The sequence below is a fragment of the Photobacterium sp. HL06 genome, from assembly GCF_059552575.1.
The window spans coordinates 752,810-773,999 of sequence record NZ_CM183915.1 but is presented as its reverse complement, the minus strand read 5'-3'; the positions used below and the strand labels follow the sequence as shown (position 1 = coordinate 773,999).

Annotated in this window: 18 protein-coding genes; 14 read left to right on the top strand and 4 right to left on the bottom strand. The window is 48.4% G+C overall.

All coding sequences use genetic code 11. The features are described from left to right. Positions 1-15: 15 nt before the first annotated feature. The 3 genes from AC51G0_RS21985 to AC51G0_RS21975 all read left to right on the top strand — a co-directional run bounded on the left by AC51G0_RS21985 (position 16) and on the right by AC51G0_RS21975 (position 3,610). Entirely contained in the window at positions 16-924 is a 909-nt protein-coding gene (locus tag AC51G0_RS21985; protein WP_496303780.1) for an aldo/keto reductase, read from the top strand. A gap of 334 nt (positions 925-1,258) precedes the next feature. Continuing rightward, positions 1,259-2,104 carry a transporter substrate-binding domain-containing protein gene (locus AC51G0_RS21980; protein ID WP_496303779.1) on the top strand — a complete coding sequence of 282 codons (846 nt, stop codon included), beginning with the start codon at positions 1,259-1,261 and terminating at the stop codon, positions 2,102-2,104. 3 nt (positions 2,105-2,107) lie between these two features. Further along, complete coding sequence (locus AC51G0_RS21975; RefSeq protein ID WP_496303778.1) at positions 2,108-3,610, top strand: methyl-accepting chemotaxis protein; 1,503 nt, start codon at positions 2,108-2,110, stop codon at positions 3,608-3,610. Positions 3,611-3,729: 119 nt separating this feature from the next. Here the strand turns inward: AC51G0_RS21975 and AC51G0_RS21970 are convergent, their stop codons facing one another. After that, positions 3,730-4,671: a universal stress protein gene (locus AC51G0_RS21970; protein ID WP_496303777.1), complete on the bottom strand. Its 942-nt coding sequence runs from the start codon at positions 4,669-4,671 to the stop codon at positions 3,730-3,732. 397 nt (positions 4,672-5,068) lie between these two features. Here AC51G0_RS21970 and AC51G0_RS21965 point away from each other — a divergent pair, with 397 nt between their 5' ends. Continuing rightward, positions 5,069-6,541 (top strand): multiheme c-type cytochrome, encoded by a 1,473-nt coding sequence (locus AC51G0_RS21965; RefSeq protein ID WP_496303776.1) that lies wholly within the window; start codon positions 5,069-5,071, stop codon positions 6,539-6,541. 49 nt (positions 6,542-6,590) lie between these two features. Beyond that, on the top strand, positions 6,591-7,151 hold the full coding sequence (locus AC51G0_RS21960; RefSeq protein ID WP_496303775.1) for a NapC/NirT family cytochrome c: 561 nt from the start codon (positions 6,591-6,593) through the stop codon (positions 7,149-7,151). Between the two features lie 101 nt (positions 7,152-7,252). Here AC51G0_RS21960 and dsdA read toward each other — a convergent pair whose 3' ends face one another. Together dsdA and dsdX are read right to left on the bottom strand one after the other, a co-directional pair. After that, positions 7,253-8,581 carry a D-serine ammonia-lyase gene (dsdA, locus tag AC51G0_RS21955; RefSeq protein ID WP_496303774.1) on the bottom strand — a complete coding sequence of 443 codons (1,329 nt, stop codon included), beginning with the start codon at positions 8,579-8,581 and terminating at the stop codon, positions 7,253-7,255. Between the two features lie 20 nt (positions 8,582-8,601). Next, a complete protein-coding gene (gene dsdX, locus AC51G0_RS21950; protein WP_496303773.1) occupies positions 8,602-9,939 on the bottom strand; it encodes a D-serine transporter DsdX in 1,338 nt (445 codons plus the stop codon). A gap of 241 nt (positions 9,940-10,180) precedes the next feature. On the opposite strand from dsdX, the gene dsdC reads away from it, so the two are divergent. The 4 genes from dsdC to AC51G0_RS21930 all read left to right on the top strand — a co-directional run bounded on the left by dsdC (position 10,181) and on the right by AC51G0_RS21930 (position 13,555). Then, complete coding sequence (gene dsdC, locus AC51G0_RS21945) at positions 10,181-11,119, top strand: DNA-binding transcriptional regulator DsdC (RefSeq protein ID WP_496303772.1); 939 nt, start codon at positions 10,181-10,183, stop codon at positions 11,117-11,119. A gap of 136 nt (positions 11,120-11,255) precedes the next feature. After that, positions 11,256-11,996: a nicotinamide riboside transporter PnuC gene (pnuC, locus tag AC51G0_RS21940; protein ID WP_496303771.1), complete on the top strand. Its 741-nt coding sequence runs from the start codon at positions 11,256-11,258 to the stop codon at positions 11,994-11,996. After that, the gene (locus AC51G0_RS21935) at positions 11,993-12,724 is read left to right on the top strand and encodes a nucleoside phosphorylase (protein WP_496303770.1); all 732 of its coding nucleotides are present in this window, start codon (positions 11,993-11,995) and stop codon (positions 12,722-12,724) included. The genes pnuC and AC51G0_RS21935 overlap by 4 nt, the downstream gene beginning before the upstream one ends. A gap of 150 nt (positions 12,725-12,874) precedes the next feature. After that, a complete protein-coding gene (locus AC51G0_RS21930) occupies positions 12,875-13,555 on the top strand; it encodes a Crp/Fnr family transcriptional regulator (protein ID WP_496304175.1) in 681 nt (226 codons plus the stop codon). 80 nt (positions 13,556-13,635) lie between these two features. Here the strand turns inward: AC51G0_RS21930 and AC51G0_RS21925 are convergent, their stop codons facing one another. Further along, the gene (locus tag AC51G0_RS21925; protein WP_496303769.1) at positions 13,636-14,655 is read right to left on the bottom strand and encodes a S66 family peptidase; all 1,020 of its coding nucleotides are present in this window, start codon (positions 14,653-14,655) and stop codon (positions 13,636-13,638) included. 265 nt (positions 14,656-14,920) lie between these two features. Here AC51G0_RS21925 and AC51G0_RS21920 point away from each other — a divergent pair, with 265 nt between their 5' ends. The 5 genes from AC51G0_RS21920 to AC51G0_RS21900 all read left to right on the top strand — a co-directional run bounded on the left by AC51G0_RS21920 (position 14,921) and on the right by AC51G0_RS21900 (position 21,072). Next, the gene (locus AC51G0_RS21920; protein ID WP_496303768.1) at positions 14,921-15,073 is read left to right on the top strand and encodes a hypothetical protein; all 153 of its coding nucleotides are present in this window, start codon (positions 14,921-14,923) and stop codon (positions 15,071-15,073) included. Between the two features lie 19 nt (positions 15,074-15,092). Continuing rightward, positions 15,093-15,554: a hypothetical protein gene (locus AC51G0_RS21915; RefSeq protein WP_496303767.1), complete on the top strand. Its 462-nt coding sequence runs from the start codon at positions 15,093-15,095 to the stop codon at positions 15,552-15,554. Positions 15,555-15,869: 315 nt separating this feature from the next. Then, entirely contained in the window at positions 15,870-17,132 is a 1,263-nt protein-coding gene (locus AC51G0_RS21910) for a sarcosine oxidase subunit beta family protein (RefSeq protein ID WP_496303766.1), read from the top strand. Positions 17,133-17,143: 11 nt separating this feature from the next. Next, on the top strand, positions 17,144-17,440 hold the full coding sequence (locus AC51G0_RS21905; RefSeq protein WP_496303765.1) for a sarcosine oxidase subunit delta: 297 nt from the start codon (positions 17,144-17,146) through the stop codon (positions 17,438-17,440). Further along, positions 17,437-21,072, top strand: coding sequence for a sarcosine oxidase subunit alpha family protein (locus AC51G0_RS21900; RefSeq protein WP_496303764.1), 3,636 nt, complete (start codon positions 17,437-17,439; stop codon positions 21,070-21,072). The genes AC51G0_RS21905 and AC51G0_RS21900 overlap by 4 nt, the downstream gene beginning before the upstream one ends. The last annotated feature ends 118 nt before the right edge of the window (positions 21,073-21,190 follow it).

The following is a 21,190-nucleotide window of genomic DNA, read 5'->3' as shown; positions in this document are numbered from 1 at the left end:
TGGAGCCTGACCAAAATGGTGGCAAAAGTTGAATTAACTCCGCAAGGTCCGCAGTTTTCTGAATTAGTCCAGGGATATTGGCGTCTGGCGGACTGGCAGATGAGCCCGGCCGAGCGCCTTAGCTTTCTCAAGCAGCACATTGAATTGGGGATCACCACAGTCGATCATGCCGATATTTATGGTGGCTATAGTTGTGAAGCACTGTTTGGTGAATCGTTGGCACTTGAGCCAAGTATTCGCGATCAGATTGAGATCGTCACCAAGTGTGATATTAAGCTGTGCACAGATCAATTTCCTGAGCGCAAGATCAACTATTACGATACCAGCAAAGCGCACATTGTTGAGTCGGTGAACAATTCACTGTCGCGCCTGCAGGTTGAGAATATTGACGTGCTGCTGATCCACCGTCCGGACGTATTGATGGATGCAGACGACGTTGCCGAAGCATTTGCCGAACTGAAACAGCAGGGCAAAGTGAATCACTTTGGGGTGTCAAATTTCTCTCCGGCACAGTTTGATTTGCTGCAATCTCGCCTTGATGCACCACTGGTAACCAACCAGGTGGAAATCAATCCGTTGAACTTCGACGTTGCCCATGACGGTACCTTAGATCAAATGCAGTTGAAGCGTACTAAGCCAATGGCATGGTCATGCCTGGCTGGTGGTGACATTTTCTCTGGCCAGTCTGAGCAACAGGTACGAGTTCGCCATGAACTTGAGTCGATCCGAGAAGAAGTGGGAGCGAAAAGCATTGATCAGGTTATCTATGCCTGGGTTCGCCGCCTGCCATCCAAGCCGCTGCCAATTATCGGCTCGGGCAAGATAGAACGTGTTCAGGCCGCCATTGAAGCACTGGATATTGAGCTTAGCCGCGAACAATGGTTTCGCGTATGGGCTGCATCTAAAGGACATGGTGTGCCATAAGGTAAGCCGTTAAGTTAATATTGATGAATGAAAAGGCCTCTCTGAGGCCTTTTGTCGTAATATCCTGCCTATAATCACCAGAACCAAGTCATCCTAGCTCCATTATGTATGAAATGCAGTTCGCCAATAACATCAAAACAAAAAGCCATTCCGAGTAAATGCAGTGGCACCCAGCATTCTAGGTAAATAACTTGCTATCTATCCCACAAGAAGTTGATGTCATTTGCATTGATTAAGCTTATAGGTTAAATAATGGGAACATTCCCACCGGTTGCTTGGTGTTAACCGCAGGTAGCTTTAGGGGGGCTAACGTGAAATCAACAGGGAGGTTGGCGTGAAAAAAATAATGCTGATTTTGGGAATTTTGGTGTTGCCACTTACTAGCTTTGCGCAAATGCAAATACGCTATGCTGAAACAGATGCTCAAGGTGATCAGTTTGTCATTGGCGCTCTAAAACTAGCACTGGAAAGAAGTGGGGCTAAGTTCCGTATGGAACCAATACGTGAAAACCTTTCTGAAGGGCGTAAACGTACTTTACTCAGTGAAGGTAATATGGAGGTCTACTGGAGCATGACCTCGAGCGAACTTGAAGGCGAGTTCGAACCCGTTCGATTCCCGGTATATAAAGGGCTACTCGGCAACCGTATCTTTATCATCCGCCAAGGCGAGCAACATCGTTATGATGCCATTAAAACCTTTGCTGATTTACAGCGTTTTAATGCCGGCCAAGGCAAGTTATGGCCTGATACCCAAATTCTTCAAAGCGGAAATATTTCTGTTCGTACCACAATGGATTACGAAAACATCTTTTATATGCTTGAAGGTGGACGTTTTGACTACTTCCCACGGGGCATTCACGAACCTTTTCAGGAGGTGGAGGCTAGGCCAGAGCTAAATCTAGTGGTTGAAAACAACATTATGCTGGTTTATCGCGCGCCGATGTATTTCTTTGTAAGGAAAGATAATAAGCAGTTAGCAGAGAGGATCCATCAAGGGCTGGATAAAGCATTGGAAGATGGCAGCTTCGATGAGTTCTTTTTCAGTAACGCTATGATTCAAGACGTATTGAGCAAGGCCAATGTTAAGCAGCGACATGTGTTCTTTATCGATAATCCATTGCTAACACCTCAAACACCTCTCGATCGCAAAGAATACTGGCTTAATATTGAGGAGCTTTAATTCATGCCAAACTTTATTAAAAACTCGCTGTTAAACACAGCAACACTATACCTTACAGGCTGCTTGTTCATCGTTATTGTTATCTCTTCTGGTATTAGTCATTTTGAGGCTGTCGATACTGCAAAAGAGCAGTTTGAACATGCTCGTGCCGATTATGTTGACATTGCAACGACTAGCTTTGAAGGCGCGGTGTATTCTTATGACTTTGACCAAGTCAATGGCATTGCCCAGTCCCTAGCTCAAGCCGATCTTATTAAAGATGTGGTGGTAACTGATCATCGAGGAAAATTGCTCGGTGAAGGTCATGCAAAAAGTGGCCCTTTCAATTACCCGATGATGCCAGAGAAAATAGAGATCACTCGCAACGGTGAATTGATGGGGTACGTGGCGATCACTTTTGTCGCTGACCGGGTAGTCGCCGCCGAAGAGTCATCGATCGTTGGCAGTTTTTTGCAACTTATCGCCATCATGGTCGTGACTGTTTTACTTATTCGTGCACTACTGACTCAAGTGGTGATTAAACCAGTGAACGTGGTTGCTGAGTCTTTAGCTACCATCGCGGCAGGTAATGGCGATCTTACTAAACGTCTTCCAGAATCTTCGAGCAACGAAATTGGCCAACTATCTAAGAATTTCAACCTTGTAATGCTACAGTTAACAACTTTGATCCGAGACACGATTCAAATTAGTGAGCAAGTCAGTGATAAATCGGCACGCCTGGCTAATATCAGTTCATGTTCTGAAAGTAACTCAGCAAATCAGTTGCGTGAAATCGAACAAGTTGCTGCTGCATTGCAAGAGTTATCTCATTCTGCGGGCGAAGTTTCGGGTAACGCCAGTGAAACTGCGGAACAAACTGCCGAAACTAGCCGCAGTGCAGGCAGCGGTTTGAGCATCGTGGCGAGCAGTCAGGCAGAAATTCAAACCCTGAACCAGCAAATTGAAGTTACCGCAGATCGCATTGAACTGTTACGTGCAAGCACAATCAATATCGGTTCGGTGCTATCTGTTATTCAAAATATCGCTGAGCAAACTAATCTATTAGCCCTGAATGCGGCAATTGAAGCTGCCCGTGCAGGTGAGCAAGGACGTGGTTTTGCTGTGGTCGCCGATGAGGTTCGTAGCCTTGCATCCAAAACCCAAGAGTCGACCGAAGAAATCAACACCATTATCTCTGAACTGCAGAGTACGGCATCTGAAGCCAGCGAATCTATGAGTGAAAGCCAGAAAGCTGCGGCACGTAGTATCGAAACCGCCGAGCAAGCCTCTATAGCTCTCAAACAGATCAGTTCTAATGTCAGTACTATCAATGATATGAACAAACAGATCTCGCAAGCTGCGGGTGAACAGAGCAACGTATCGAATGAAGTCAGTACTAATATTGAAGCTATTCACGGTTTGTCCGGGAACATCTCTAACAGTGCGCAAGAACTTTCTGAGCTATGTCGGGAGCTAGATATACAAAGTGAAGCTCTAATGAAAACCACCGATCAGTTTAAGGTGTGATTCATAGCTAATGCACGTATGATTCAATTTGACTGATTGCAAATAGTTACCTGCAGGTTAATCCTTGCAGGTAACTATTTTCCATCATACTTTACCCTACTGATCTGTCGCGTTATTGCCTAGCCAAGCACTGGTGACTTAAATTCTTCCGGTTTGAGCGTGATCACCGAGCACTGAATTTTATCCAGCATATATTCTGCGGTATTTCCCATCACAAAGCCTGCAATGCCTGTTCTTGATACACTGCCCATAACGACCAGATCAATATCATTGTTATTGACAAAGTCCGGCAATATTTTTTTTGCATTACCTTCTAGCATGGTGATTTGTACTGAAGTGGTTGAGCCTGAATAGGGGGCCATAAGCGCTTCAAGCCGAGCCGCCCTGTCATCCCGTAGTTGTTTGGCAATAACTGCGATCTCCAAGTCCGTACATCGGTTCCATTCGCGTAGGTATCCTTCACTTTCCAGTCGCCAGGCGTGACAGAGATAGAGACTGGCTTTATTTATTAACGCAAACTCATGGGCATGCTGGATGATTTTCTTGTTAAGTTCGGCTGAGTCGGCATCGGTGACATCAATGGCAGCAACAATTTTCTTAATTCGTGCTGGTTCGAATTGTGGGTGTATGGCCCAGATAGGAATGTTGGATTCACGCATCAGGTGCCGGGTTGAAGTCCCCCCTTGGCACGCGGTTTCTTTATGGTCACGATGGGCGTCGATCACGATCAAATCGACTGAGTCACTGGCTGCTGTTTTGATTATTTCAATGTACGGAATACCGGTTACGACCTTTATATCAAACTCAATATTGGGGTACTGGGGTGACAATTCAGATCTGTATTCTTCGAGCTGTTTCTCGCATTGCCTGGTTGCATTATCGAGCAGGCTTAACGTTGATACTGAGTAACGGCTGAGATCTTGCATTTCAGCCAGCTCTTCGATAACCGCAAGCAGGATGACGTTAGCTTTTTGCTGATTGGCAAACTGCAGCGCTTGATGGAAGGCAGAGCCAAGAGCTTGCTTGGGTGCGAGCGGGAATAGTAAGCGTCGATATGGCATAGCAGACTCCATAATGCGTAAGATGTTGTTTGGTATTCTTAAGTGTTGCCGATAATTTTGCTGGATCCAAATTGAATGCAGATTTTATCAAAAAAGATGCACTGAAGACGCTCAAGAAATCAAATACAGCGGTAACTTGCATAGGCGACTCGCCTACTGAAGACTCGAGCTTAGAACAAGTGATATCTCGATCAATTTATCAAAGAGGAGCCTTATTTTCCTGCCTTTGCTTATTACTTTTATAGTGGTGAGAGGGCGCTCAAACTTTGCCTATCTATTACCTTTAAAAAACTACGGAATCTCATTCGTCATCTAAGCTTGGATATGAAAATACCAAGTTGCATTTCTTAGAAGTGATGTAACACAACGAAAGCAGTGTAAGCAAAAGAGGTTGGCTATGGACAATGAAAAATTGGCTGTACGATACTTGTATTGGAGCTTTTCGGCGATGATTTTCACGGTATTACTATCATGGTCGGCAACAGTAAATGCTGAGCCCAAGGCATTGATTATGAAGCCTTTTGCCCAGCTAAGTGATCAAAGCAAGGAGTGTGCAGCCTGTCATAAAGATAAAAACCCGTCTATTTATGCCCAATGGGGGCGCTCTAAGCACTATGGTGCGAATGTAGGTTGTTATGAATGCCATCAGGCAGATCCTTCGGATAAGGATGCTATCAAGCATGAAGGATTTAATATTGCCGTAATTGTTTCTCCGAAAGATTGTGGCCAGTGTCACAACCAGGAGGTCGATCAGTTTGCAAAAAGCCATCATGCCAAAGCAGGCCAGATAATTGGTTCTTTGGATAACTTCCTGGCTGAGGTGGTTGAAGGGGCCTTGACCCTGAATGGCCAGTCTCCGGCGGCGGTAAATGGTTGTTGGCAGTGCCACGGCTCAGAAGTCAAAGTGTTGGAAAATGGTGATTTGGACCCAACGACCTGGCCGAATACAGGGATTGGGCGGATCAACCCGGATGGCTCGATTGGTGCCTGTAGCGCCTGTCACCAGCGACATGAGTTTGATATGGTCCAGGCTCGTCGTCCTGAAGCTTGCGGTAAGTGCCACCTTGGTCCTGACCATCCACAAAAAGAAGTTTACGATGAATCGAAGCATGGCATTAACTTCTATGCCCATGTTGATCGGATGAATCTGGATTCAGCAAAATGGATTGTTGGTGAAGATTATGACGCAGCCCCTACCTGTGCTACCTGCCATATGTCTGCTACCCGCGAGTTGCCAGTGACTCATGATGTCGGTGATCGTATTTCCTGGACATTGCGCCCCGCAATTTCTGAAAAAATCGATGCCAAGGATCTCGCCTTGGGCAAAGAGACCAAAACCTGGCAGGCACGTCGTGCTGATATGCGTAATGTTTGCCAAGCTTGTCATACTAAGTCGATGATCGACAACTTCTATATCCAGTTTGATTCTTTGGTAGAACTCTATAATGACAAGTTTGCCCGTCCGGGTAAGGCTCTGATGACAACACTAAGCAAAGAGGGAATGCTCACTGATATTGGATTCGATGAAGAAATTGAGTGGACATGGTTCTACCTCTGGCACCACGAAGGTCGAAGGGCTCGACATGGTGCGGCTATGCAGGCACCAGATTATGTACAGTGGCATGGTATGTACGAAGTGGCTGAACGTTTCTACATCGAGATGGTGCCTCAGTATCTCGAGGTGGTTGAGAAAGCCGAGCATAACGGTAACAAAGAGGGAGCTGAACGTGCCCGCAAGGTGTTGCAGGACATTCTGGACAGACCTGAGCATGCCTGGTTCACCGGTAAAGAGCCAGACTCAGTGAAAGAAGCCCGTAAGAAAGCGCAGGCAGAGTTCAAGGCCCGCTATCTAAGTGAAAGCAAGGAATAAACCATCCGGGGAGGCCGGTTATGCCGGCCTGACTCCTAAGTGAGGAACTATGGGAGAAGAATTATCTCGGACGCAACGCTTATGGCGATGGCTGAAAAAACCGCTGCTGTGGGGAATACCGATTGGTATTTTTTTGGCAGTGCTGGCTGTGGGGGCATTTCAGGGTGTGATGGTTGCGTCCAATCAGAATGCATTCTGTTTTAGCTGCCACCTCAGCATGGATACCATTGTCCAAGAGTATAAGGCCTCGTCGCATTACATCAGTGACGATGAGGTATTGGCAACGTGTGCAGACTGCCATGTTCCACCCGGCTTCATTGACAAGATGCAGGTGAAGATTGCCGCGACGGCCGATATCTATCACATGATTAAGGGCACAATCACCAAGGAGAATTTCGAGGAGCATAGGCCCAGGCTGGCAAAAATGGTTTGGGATGATATGTTGGCCAGTGATTCCGAAACATGCCGAACCTGTCATGTCGGTGATAACTTTGATCTGAGCAAGCAACCCCAGCGAGCCAGATTGAACCATGAGATGATGGAAAGCAGGGGGGAGACCTGTATTCATTGCCATACAGGGATTGCCCATAAACGTATTGCGATAGAGTAATTAAGTGTTAATCGCGATGGAAGGAAAAAGGCTGCGCCAGAAGCGCAGCCTTTTCTCGTTAGGTAGCTAGATACGGTCAGATATAGTCAGCAATTAGGAAGTTACTTGGCCGTTGCCAAATATTTTTCCATCTCGGTTGCCGGTACCATGCCGCCGCCAGTTGCCCAGACAAGATGGGTCGCATTGCGTAGTTTTTCTGTAGTAAAGCCCATTCTATCGAGGTATTTGCTATTTTGCTGAACATGGATCGGACCAACCATTCCCGCCAGTGCAGATGGTTCCAGCTGAATATCTTCGTTTTTGCTGAGCAGGCCCAATAGGTTATACATCTCCTGATCTTCGATGGTGAAGTAGCCGTCGAGCAGGCGTTCCATGGCACGCCCGACAAACCCCGAGGCACGACCGACGGCGAGGCCGTCAGCGGCGGTGATGTTGTCGATCCCCAGGTCTTGAACGGCAATATTATCGTGCAGCCCGGTATGGACACCCAGTAGCATGCAAGGCGAATGGGTAGGTTCGGCAAAAATGCAGTGCACGTTATCGCCAAACGCCAGCTTGAGGCCAAAGGCTACCCCACCAGGTCCACCACCCACACCGCATGGCAGGTAGACAAACAGCGGGTTATTGCTGTCTACGGTAATACCCATATCAATGAACTGCTTTTTGACCCGCTCACCAGCAACCGAATAGCCAAGAAATAGATTTTTGGAGTTCTCGTCATCGATAAAGAAACATTTTGGATCATGGGCGGCTTCTTCGCGTCCCTTCTCTACAGCAACTCCGTAGTCTGATTGATACTCGACCACATTGACCCCGTGGGAGCGAAGTTTGTTTTTCTTCCACTCACGCGCGTCAGCTGACATGTGAACGCTGACGTTGAAGCCCAGTTTGGCGCTCATGATACCAATCGACATACCCAGGTTACCCGTCGAACCGACAGCAATACTGTACTGGCTGAAAAACTGGGTAAACGTATCGGAATGAAGCTTTTCATAATTGTCTTCAACCGATAGCAGTCCGGCTTCGATGGCTAGCCCTTCAGCATGCTTTAATACTTCGTATATTCCGCCTCGCGCCTTAATCGAACCAGAAATTGGCAGGTGGCTGTCTTTTTTCAGCAGTACCTTTCCGCTGATATCGGTGTGATAGCGAGAGCTAAGCTCGGCTTGCATCGCTGGAATGGCCTGAATTTCAGATTCAATGATCCCGTTGGTTTCAGCGGTTTCCGGAAATGCCTTGCAGAGGTATGGGGCAAAGCGCTTAAGGCGCTCGCTGGCATCTTTGACATCATCGTGATCCAGGCCGACATACGGTAGCCCTTGTTCCAATGTGGTGATATTTGGGTTGAACCAAGCCAGCTCTTTTAGATCAATTAGCTGTTGAACCAAAGGATACTCTGATACCAATTTTTTGATTTGTTCAGTATTCACAATATATCTCTTCTCTTGAATTAGATGATGTAAGACAGCAGGAAGGTGCCGCCTAGTGCAACGACAGAAGCGATTGCCGTTGCTGTCGTATAGTATTTGAAAGTGTCATGCAGGCTTGCTCCCGAGTATTGCTTCACTAGCCAGAATAGTGAATCTGTTACTATAGTGCAGCCAATTGCGCCCGAGCCAATAGCCAGAGTGATGATCTCTGGAGAAACATCGGGGTATAACGCCAACATCGGTGAAACAATTGCCGTAGAGCCCATCATGGCAACGGTTGCCGAGCCGACGGCGGCATGCATAACCAAAGCGACTAACCATGCCAACAGAATAGGGTGCATGTGCCAGCCTGCAAGGATTGTTGCCAGGCCGTCACCAAGTCCGCTAGCGTTAAGAACGCCATTGAACGCACCGCCGGCACCGATGATGAGCAGAATATTAGCGATGGACGAGAAGCAGTTTTCTGTCTTGTCGAGTAGCTGTGACATGCCCATATTTTGCTTCAGGCCAAGTAGGTAGTAGGCATTGAGGGCCGCGATAAACATTGCCGTGATCGGGTTGCCGATAAATTCAATGACGGTATATAGGGTAGTGCCTTCCTCAAGGTTTAGCTCAGCGCCGGTTTTAAGCAGCATCAGGGCAATAGGTAGCAATATCGTAAAGAGGGTTGCACCGAGCGAGGGCAGATCTTCTTCGTTTCTTTCTTCATCCGATGCCAGATCGGCCGGCACTTCAGTGAAAGGAAGGCGCGAGCCGACCAGTTTGAGAAACAATGGGCCACCAACGAGTGCGGTTGGCAAGCCAAGAATAAAACCGTAGAGGATCACTGTGCCGACATCGGCACCGAGCGCATTGGTGACATACAGTGCTGCCGGGTGTGGGGGCATGATGCAGTGAACAGTCATCAGTGCCGTTCCCAAAGGGATTGCCAGCTTTAGCAGTGAAGTATTGGTTTTCTTGGCAATAGAGAAAGCCAGCGGGATCAGCAATACGACACCGACTTCAACAAATAGGGTAATACCACATACCAAGCCGATGAGCACCATGATCACATCAGCAGAGATATAGGGCAAACGCTGCAGGGTTAACCCGATGCGTTCAGCGGCACCGGAAACCTCCATCATTTTGCCCAAGATTGTCCCAAGCCCGATCACAATGGCGAGAAAGCCCAGAGTACCGCCAACCCCGTTTTCGATTGCACTAATCATCTCGACGGGATTCATCCCCATCACGCTTCCCACGAAAAAACTTGAGAAGAGCAATGCCAGGAAGGGGTGAATTTTTAGTTTTATTATTGTGAACACAATTAATGCTATTGAGCTTATTAATGTGCCAAATATCCACGCGTCCGAATACATATCTTTGTCCTTGTCTGTATAAGATCTTTTGTTTCGGGGCTCATTAAAGCTCTCGGGGATCAGGCTGACAAACGATCAATACTCAACTTTCAGATGAGCTAGATTCAATCAAAAAGGTGACTTTGTTCAAAATGTAGTATTTTGGAGCGATAAAGTTCACACAAAATAATATGAAACCGTGACGTAACCGCTAAGTAGCGGGTACTGTGATCGTCTATAAATCTCGATATTTGTTAATGTAATGTACGCAAAAAACCTGCCATTAACAGGAAATATGCTGCTTAATGGCTACCAGTTATCTAAGTTACATACCTTTGAGGTGGCGGCGCGCCATCTTTCATTCTCAATGGCCGCTGAAGAACTATCGCTCAGCCCCAGTGCAATTAGCCATCGGATCAATGGGCTCGAGGCTGAACTTGGGTTTAAGTTGTTCGAGCGCTTTCATCGAAAGATAAAGCTAACGGACGAAGGCGAGAGAATTTATGCAGCATTGCAATCGTCATTGGCACTAATTAACCAAGAGGTTGCCGAGATACGAAACAATGAGATCTCAGGATCACTGACAGTCTATTCACGTCCCTCTATAGCCCAGTGCTGGTTGGTTCCCAAGCTGGCTGATTTTCATCAGCGCTATCCTTCGATAAGCCTGGATATTCTCACCGGCAACGAATACATCAATTTCAACAACTACAATATCGACCTCGCTATCTATTATGACGACAAGCCGCCGGAAGGTTTGCATTGTGAACAATTGATGAGTGAGTCGATTGTCCCGGTATGTAGTAGGGAGTATGCCCAGCAGAACAATCTATTTGATAATCCCTCTGGGCTGGAAGCCTGTACGTTGCTGCATGACAAGCAGGCATGGGATTACAAATCTGGTTTAGATGAGTGGCAATTCTGGTCAGAGTCATTTGGTGTCGACAATTTAGCATCGTGTCGTGGGATGGGTTTTGACCGTTCAGACCTGTCGATTGTGGCAGCTATGAACCACGCTGGGGTTGCAATGGGAAGGCACACTTTGGTTAATAAGCGTATTCAGAGTGGTGAGCTGGTCAAACCGTTTCCTGAGCTCGAAGTGAATTGCCTGCATAATTACTACGCCGTTACGCCAGGCAAAGCGCACAGCCCAAGGGTAAAGGTGTTTGTCGATTGGTTGAAAGAAATGTTGGCTGAATAGTTCCTTACACAAACATTGCTGATATTTCCCTAAACTATGACCCGCACCAAATCTGATGGGACAAATGTCCTCATTGCTATAGCGAAGGTTTTCTTACAATATCGCCACGCTAAAACAACAATGAAAGGACAACCGGATGGACTTTGCAGCTTGGTTCGATATAAATAATACCCTGGTGAACATTCCTATTGGCGGCGGTTATGCGATGTCGTGGATCGAGGCGGTCGGAACTGTATTTGGCTTGCTGTGTATTTGGTATGCAAGCCAGGAGAAAACGATCAATTACCTGTTTGGTCTGGTTAACGTTACCTTATTTGCAATCATCTTTTACCAGATCCAGCTTTACGGGATCCTACTTCTCCAGTTCTTCTTTTTCTGCGCCAACCTATATGGCTGGTATGCGTGGACCCGGCCAACCTCAGACACCGGAGACATGCTGGAAGTTCGCTGGCTTAGCATGCAAAAGCTAGCGGGTACGGCAGCAATCAGTGTGTTGGCCATCGGCCTGATGACGATGTACATCGACCCATTCTTCTTTACGCTGGCTAATATTACCGTCGATGGTCTGAATATGTTCGGCGCCGATCTGGCTCGTCCTACGCTTGAGCCTGATGCCTTCCCGTTCTGGGATTCGGTGATGACGGTACTGTCTGTCGTGGCGCAAATCCTGATGACCCGTAAATACGTTGAAAACTGGATCCTTTGGGTGGTGATCAATGTGATCAGCGTGGGCATCTATGCCGCCCAGGGTGTCTATGCACTATCGATAGAGTACGCAATCTTGCTGTTTATTGCGGCGAATGGTACCCGTGCATGGATGAATACAGCTAAGCAAAACCAAGCTAAGCAAGCGTCGGTAAAAGAGGCGGTAGCATGAGCAAGCAACCCCATATTGCCGTGAGTGCTGAGCAGGTATCGGAGCGAGTGATTGTGTGCGGTGAGCCAGACCGTGTTAATCGCATCGCCGCGCTGCTGGAACAGCCTGAATTGCTGGCCGAAAATCGCGAATATCGGGTGATGAGCGGACAATACCAGGGATATACAATTACGGTGTGCAGTACTGGCATTGGCGCCCCTTCGGCAATTATCGCGCTTGAAGAACTGGTGCAATGTGGTGCCAGATATATGGTGCGAGTAGGCTCGGCCGGTGCCCTTCAGGGAGATATCGGTCTGGGTGAGTTGATTGTTGCGCAAGCGGCTGTGCGCGACGAAGGCGGCTCAAAGGCCTATGTGGCCAGTGAATTTCCGGCTGTTGCCAGCCACCATTTGGTTGCAAGCATTGAGTCTTACATCACGCAGCATCAATGCCCTGCGCATTTCGGTATCGTGCGCTCACATGACAGTTTCTATACCGATGGTGAAGACCAACTATGCCACTACTGGAATAAGAAAGGGGTGCTGGGGGCTGATATGGAGACCTCTGCTTTGCTTACCGTAGGCAAGCTTCGCGGGCTACAAGTGGCATCGGTGCTGAACAATGTTGTTCTGTATCAGCAAGATGTACAGGATGGCATCAACCAGTATGCCAATGCCGACGAGGTTATGATGCAAGGTGAAATGACGGCGGCAAAAGCGGCATTATACGCACTTTGTATGCAGCCTTAGATAACTCGATTTGTTTCTCTTATTATCGTGTTTAAGCCCGGCTTCGGCTGGGCTTTATTGTGTCTGTGATTTGCGTAGCGAAGAGAGTGTTGTGCTACAAGCAACGTTTAGCTAGGATTTGATGACTTATTGGCTGCTGCTCCTGATTTTATGCAACTTAAACCTTACCAAACGGGTCGCTTTACCCAGCACCTAAATGCGCTGTACCAAGAGTTTCATCAGGCATTTTACCAATGTCAGCTTCATAGCAAGTATTATCAGGCGGGCGAGGAAATTCTACGTCAGGGGCAGGTTGTTGAATATTTGTATTTGGTGTCTGTTGGCCGGGTATCAATGAACATTTCTGCAGTAAACGGCCGACGTTTTCAGCTCGGTGAAGTTGACTGCGATCACCATATTTTTGGTGAAATGGAGCTGTTTAGCGAGACACCATGTCAATGGAGTGTCGTGTCGGAAGAGCAGATTGAAGTTGATGTGATCTGCTTGAAAGCGGTGGCTGATCTGTTGCTTGAACGTCCCGAGTTCACCTTGTTCTTTGCCAGTGCCTTGGCCAATGATTATCAGGATTCCCTGGATATTTATACCTATCGTTTGTTGCATCCTATTACCTACAACATTGCCTACGATCTATGGCACCGTCACCAAGAGAATGTGATGCTGGGTTCATTTGACAAAGCAGGTCAGGAAGCCGAACGTTTTGGTACTTCGAGCCGGGTATACCGCCGTGCCGTGAAGGAGCTGATTGATAAGGGGTTGGTTGTGAAAGAGGGAGCTGAAATTAAGATTGTTGATTTAGATGCATTGAAAGCGTTCATCGATCAGTTTGAGTAGTATTAGAAAGGAGCCATGAAGGCATTAGCCAATTCTTCATGGCCTTTGACGCCTATATTCATTCGTAATAACTGCGCCATTTAACTCGAACACTTCGCCAGCCATGGCTCTGCCAGACATACGGTTTCCAGGTCAAAATCAATTGTCACCCTAGTGCCAATCGGCATCGTTAGCATAGGGTGGGTGTGGCAGCTGTCAAAACCATTGATAATAGGGAGTTTGGTATCACCGAGAACTTCACGTAGTACATCAACAGGTTTGCGTAAGGTTCCGCTGTCTTTGAATAGCTCATGTTTGCCAAGGATAATCGCCGAAATACGGTCGAAAACACCAGCCAGCTTAAGTTGCGCCGTTGTGCGTTCAACTGTCGCGATATCGTGCATACTGTCTTCCAGCAACAGAATATCCCCTTGCTGGATCTCTGGTTGGTATGGTGTCCCCCAGATCGCCATCATGGTGTTTTGATTACCGCCGATCAAGCGGCCAGAAACTGTGCCTGAGCCCAGGAATTCACAATGGTTGGGATACACGGGCTTGGCTTCGTCTTGGCTGTTCCAGTCGATGAAGATATCAGTCCAGTACTCAGGCTGCGTATATTGATAGCGATCTTGGCTTGATGCGCTGGTTAACGCGAGAAAAGAGTCGAAGGTTTGATCAACCAGTGGCGGGAATTCACCGAAAGAGGCAACTAAGGCCGGGCCATAGAAAGTCACCAGCCCTGTCTGGGAGTAAATACTGAGCAAGAGTGCGGTCACATCGGAATAGCCAATTATGATTTTGGGATCGTTTTTCAACGCTTCGTAATCGATATAGGGCAGCAGAGAGTTACTGTTCATCCCGCCAATTGTCGACATAATGCAACGTACCTTAGGATCGCGGATCAGCGCATTGAGTTCTTCTGCCCGCTCTAGGATTGAGCCAGAACGATAATGGTCGCTCTTTCCGGTTAGTGATCCGGCGACTAACTTGAAGCCTTTATTTTCCAAGTAGGCTTTAGCCCGTTCAAAGCGTTTTGGGGCGAATACCGTTGCCGGGGCAGATGGCGAGAAAAAGCCGATTGTATCTCCGGGTTTTAGCGAAGGCGGTAAAATTGTTTGCATGGGTTTCCTCTAGAGCTGTCACTGTACCGTGATTGAAGTGTAGTTATGTTATTAGAGTGACTCTTTATTTACTTTATAACCTTGCTAGATGCTCTAGAAGTTAAGGTCGATCTCTTAAATGTGTAATTGACTGGGTTATTACTCAAGACCTCTACGTTACTTCTCGCAGTAGAGAACGATACTTTTGATCTGAGCTACGCTTATCTATAGTTTTGAATCCATATTACAAACACTCATAACTAGCCATGATGGCAAGTATTTATACATGCTCGGCGGAAATCAAAGCGATCAAGTCAACATAGCTCGTTACCCTGTAGAAGTATGGGATACATTTGTTGTTCCCGGTAACTACGATATAGCTAAAGGCACATTACCTGTTTATACGAAGAAAGCGACTATCGCAGGCTCTGAAGCGTAATTACAAAGGGACTGATGATATGAGAATGTATGTATTCTTTTCTGCCTGTGCTGTTTTAATCGCGTGTCAAGCATCTGCTGTTGGTCGCCTTAGTCAGGAGCAACTTGCAGGCCAAAGAGCATTTTTATCAGAAGCTATTGTAGCTACACCCTACTCTGCAGTTGTGAAGCATACTCGTGTTGAAGTCATCGATATGGCTGATGGCGAATTTAGTAGTAAACATATCTTTTACGCTGATGTCATTGAAACTATTCGTGGAGAAGAGCGTAGTAATGTTCACTATACAATGTTTGTGGAGCACGACGAGGAAGTAATTTTGGATAATGCTCCCGTAATTCTTACTCTTTGCATAGATGATGGTGAATATTATTGGCCTGGAGTTGGAGCGCAGTTTCATGTCAATCAGCCACTTTTACAGTTAGCAAAAAGTAGTGCTTTAAGAACTGACACAAGTCAGTCGCATTTTGCACATTGCGACTAAATCATGCCTCATGCAGCAATAAAAGACGTCAAGATGATGATTTACACTGGCGTTTTTTGATTTGCCATTCCCCCCTATTTTTATAACGATATTTCTTAGAGTGTTCTGAATCGCAGCCCTGACTTACCTTTTCAGCCTAATAGCATTCACCACTTCCAACAGTACAAATCCGGCAAAGTGTCGCAAATCCGCTACTGTTCGCCGCAACCGGACATTCTTTTCTCTAGCTTAGAATTAGTCTTCATCAGATGGGAGCAGGTTTGCTTTCTGGAATGCTTTTGTATTTCTAGGTGTTTGTCTGAGAAGGCGTGATCAATGGATGAGAAAAAGAACCACTACTCGGGATTTGGCCTGTTTAAGCATGCATTGAGTTTTCATGAACATTGGCAGCGTGTATGGCGTAATCCTAAACCCAAGCCATTTTATGATGTGGTAATTATCGGTGGTGGCGGGCATGGGTTAGCAACCGCGTACTATTTGGCAAAAGTGCATGGGATCACCAATGTTGCCGTTGTGGAGAAGGGATATCTGGGCGGGGGAAATACCGCGCGCAATACCACGATTGTTCGCTCCAATTATCTCTGGGACGAAGCAGCCCAGCTCTACGAGCATTCACTGAAGTTGTGGGAAGGACTGTCGCAAGATCTCAACTACAACCTGATGTTCAGCCAACGTGGGGTACTGAACCTGGGGCATACCTTACAAGATATGCGGGATATCGAGCGACGGGTAAATGCCAACCGGCTTAATGGCATCGACGGTGAAGTGCTAGATACCGAGGCTGTACAGGCCTTGGTACCGTTGCTTGATTGCTCGCCCAATGCCCGCTATCCGGTTCTGGGCGCGAGCTGGCAGCCACGGGCTGGTACGGCGCGGCATGATGCCGTCGCATGGGGGTTCGCCCGGGCGGCTGACAAGCTGGGCGTTGACTTGATCCAGCAAAGCGAAGTAACAGGGATCCGTGTGCAGGATGGCAGAGTACAAGGCGTCGAGACCAAAAATGGTTTTATCGGGGCTGCCAAAGTCGGCTGTGTTGCAGCGGGCAATTCCGGTGAATTGGCCAAGATGGTCAACATGACCCTGCCGATTGAATCACATCCGCTACAGGCCATGGTGTCAGAGCCATTAAAACCCTGTCTAGATACCGTAGTGATGTCAAATCATGTCCATGGCTATATGAGCCAATCGGACAAAGGCGATCTGGTGATCGGGGCTGGTATTGATAGTTACCTTGGCTACGGTCAGCGTGGCTCCTTTCCGGTTATCGAGCATACCATTGCTGCCATCATTGAAATGTTTCCTTTTCTCAGCCGGGTTCGGCTCAACCGCCATTGGGGCGGCATTGTGGATATTTGTCCGGATGCTTGTCCGATCATCAGCCCGACAACCATTGATGGACTCTATTTTAATTGCGGTTGGGGAACGGGTGGGTTCAAGGCTACGCCGGGATCCGGCCACGTCTTTGCCGATACGATTGCCTGTGACAGACCGCATCCACTGGCACAGCCATTTAGCATCGACCGTTTTATCAGTGGCCATTTGATTGACGAACATGGCGCGGCAGGTGTGGCGCACTAGGAGGGAACGTTATGCTGAATATCTACTGCCCTTATTGCGGAGAAGACCGTGAGGAAGAAGAGTTCACCTATGCCGGAGAAGCTCACATCGTGCGGCCTCCAGATCCGGACTGCGTCAGTGACGAAGAGTGGGGACGATACCTGTTTCATCGCAACAACATTAAAGGGAACCACAGAGAAATGTGGTTTCATGCGACGGGGTGCCGCCAGTTTTTTAACGTGATCCGCAACACGGTGAGCTACGACATTGAGCGAGTTTATAAGCTCACAGATACGCTACCCGAAATTGAGGGAGATAAGCGCCAATGAACCAGCCTAATCGCTTGTCTGCCGGTGGGCGGATTGATCGTAAAAAATCGCTGACATTTACTTTCAACGGTAATACCTATTCCGGTTATCAAGGGGACACACTGGCTTCTGCTCTGCTTGCCAACGGTATTGATGTTATTGGGCGGAGTTATAAATACAGCCGACCGCGCGGCATACTCGGTTCGGGAGCCGAAGAGCCCAATGCAATTCTTCAGGTAGGCAGCTCACCGGCTACCACTATTCCTAATTTGCGCGCCACTCAAGTTGAATTATATGACGGGCTGGTTGCCACCAGCGTCAGCGGTTGGCCTGATATCGAGCGGGATATGAAATCGGCCTTGGGTAAAGTCGGCGGTGCCCTGATGCCGGTCGGGTTTTATTACAAAACCTTTATGTACCCCGAGTCGATGTGGATGACCTATGAAAAGTACATCCGCAAAGCGGCAGGGTTAGGCAAAGCGCCACAGGCTTGTGATCCTGACAAATATGACAAGATGCACCACCACTGCGATGTGATGATTGTGGGCGGAGGGCCTGCTGGCCTGATGGCTGCAAGGCAACTTGTTGGTAGCGGGCTGCGAGTACTGGTGGCCGATGAGCAACAGGAGATGGGCGGTTGCCTGCTAGGCACTCAACCATTGATTGGTGGTCAGCCTGCAAGTTCGTGGTTGTCCGAAACACTGGCCTTGCTTGGTAATGATCCAGATATCACCCTGCTGCCTCGCAGTACAGTCTTTGGCTATTACGATCAGAATTTTCTCGGTATTGTCGAGCGTCGCACGGATCATCTTGGCGAGAATATACCAGGTGCCCGTCAGCGTTTGCATCGGGTACGGGCGCGTGAAGTGTTGTTGGCAACGGGGGCTATCGAGCGCCCGCTGGTGTTTGGCAATAATGATGTGCCGGGCTGTATGCTTGCCTCGGCAGTGTCGACTTATATTTGTCGCTACGGCGTGATCCCGGGACAAAAACTGGTACTGATGACTGCCAATGACCATGGTTATCAAACTGCACTTGACTGGCATGAAGCGGGTCGAGAGGTGGTGGCGATTGTCGATACCCGTCCAGCGAGCTCCGGAGAATGGGTGGAACGTGCCATGGCTGCTGGTCTGGAAATAATCCGGGGCCATGCGGTGATTAATGTTCACGGTCATAAACGGGTAAGTGCGGTCGAGGTCGCACAGCTGAAGCATGATGGCCGTCATGTGAGCCGTTCCGGCAGCCGCCTGCTTAGCTGCGATACGGTGGCTAGCTCGGGTGGATGGAGCCCGAGCTTGCACCTATCCTGCCATGCCGGTAGCCGTCCGGTGTGGCGTGATGACATTGCCGGTTTCGTGCCGGGTAATCCGGATTTGCTCTATGCCGGAGGGGTTCAGGGGCGTTACGCACTGTCAGATGTACTCGAAGATGGCAACAAAGCAGCGCAGGCGGTGGCTGATCGCCTGCAGGTCTCTCTGGTGTCTGCTGCGTTGCCTGATGTTATCGACCCTGGTGAATCGGAATCGTTGGCTATTTACCATATCCCCCATTATTTTCCGACCAGCCGAGCTCCCAAGCAGTTTGTCGATTTTCAAAATGATGTGACGGCTGCCGGTATTGAGCTGGCAGTACGTGAAGGGTTCGAATCCATTGAGCACGTTAAGCGTTACACCGCTTTGGGGTTTGGAACCGATCAGGGTAAGACAGGCAATATCAATGGTATGGCCATTGCTGCCAGGGCGCTTGGCCAGACGATTCCCGAAACGGGCACGACTATCTTCCGTCCAATGTACACCCCAGTAACTTTTGGTGCGCTGGCTGGGAGGGATACGGGGCATTTGTTCGATCCGGCACGCTTTACTGCAATGCACCTTTGGCACCTACAGCATGGCGCTGAGTTTGAGAACGTTGGGCAATGGAAGCGCCCTTGGTTTTATCGCCGGGGCAACGAAACCCAGCAGCAGGCACTGGATCGGGAGTGCCTGGCGACCCGTAACAGTGTCGGGATCTTAGATGCCTCGACCCTCGGCAAGATTGATATCCAGGGGCCGGATGCGCGCGAATTTCTTAATCGCATCTATACCAACGGCTGGAGCCAGTTGGCACCGGGATGCTGCCGTTACGGGGTGATGTGCAAGGAAGATGGAATGATCTTTGATGACGGGGTAACGTCCTGCATCGATGATAATCATTTTCTGATGACCACCACAACGGGCGGGGCGGCTGGCGTATTACGCTGGCTGGAGTTGTGGCATCAGACGGAATGGCCAGAGCTGGATCTGTATATGACCAGCGTCACCGATCACTGGGCCACCATGACGATAGGTGGCCCGAACAGCCGTACTGTACTGCAGAAACTACTGCCGGATGTTGATCTCTCCGATAGTGCATTTCCCTTTATGACCTGGCAACCACACTGGATCGCTGGCGTTGAGGCACGTATCTTTCGGATCAGTTTCACCGGCGAGCTATCGTATGAAATCAACGTCAATGCAAACTTCGGTCTTTACCTGTGGCAGCAGATAATCGCAGCGGGGGAAGAGTTCGACATTACCCCTTACGGTACGGAAACCATGCATATTCTCCGGGCGGAGAAAGGCTTCATTATTGCAGGCCAGGACACTGACGGCTCTGTGACACCACAGGATATGAATATGTCCTGGATCACAGGCAAGAAGAAGGGATTTAGCTTTATTGGCCGCCGCTCATGGCTGCGTGAAGATACCCAGCGCGAGGATCGCAAACAGCTGGTCGGGCTTCAATGTACCGAGCCTGATGTCGTGATCCCTGAAGGGGCACAGGCTGTGAACGATCCCGATGAACCGATTCCGATGACCATGGTCGGGCATGTCAGCTCTAGTTATTACAGTGCCACGTTAGGCCATGGTATTGCGTTGGGGTTGATAAAAGGCGGATTGAGCCGGATGGGGGAAGTGGTCTACTTCCCCTTGGCTGATAGCCGGGTGCTGAAAGCTGAAATCACTGATGCGGTGTTTTATGATCCCGAAGGTAAGCGTCAGTCAGTGGTCTCGGCAATAGCGAAACAGCCTTATATCTCACCTGATGAACCGCGCTATGAATCTCCTCTAAACCACGTCGAGCGGCGTTGTATTGAGAGAACTTCATTATCTGAGATATCACCGCAAGTTGTGTTGCACGAGCGTAAAGGCCTTGCCCAGCATGTATTGCGAGGCGGTAATGATGAGGTTTTTTATCAAGATGCACAAACTGCCCTCGGCCTGCCTCTGCCACGAAAACCATGCTCATCGATTGTGAGTGAAGACATACAGGTTTGGTGGCTATCTCCCAACGAGTGGTTGATTTTGTCAGCGCAAAGCCTGCAGGTGGAAGCAAGGTTACGTCAGCATTTATCGGGTCATTTTTCTGTCGTCGATATCAGCGGCGGTCAGTGTGTCATTGCGCTGTCAGGTATGCAGGCTGAAGCGGTACTGAGAAAGTCCACGCCTTATGATGTTGATATTCGTTCGCTACCGATCGGAAAGTGTGTTGGTACGGTACTCGCCAAAACTCAGGTGGTATTGCGGCGCAGCGATGAGATGGCATTTGAGTTGGTTGTGCGGCGTAGCTTTGCCGACTACCTCTGGCTCTGGTTACAAGATGCCAGTGAAGAGTACGGCCTGACTGTTGAATGATTGGTTACAGAGGTCAGTACGACGTTTTTGGTTTCATCTATGTCGTAGATTGGAAATTCAAATTTTCAATAACAGTCACATTTAATGGGTGGACCGCTAAGGGGATGAGGGCAAAGGT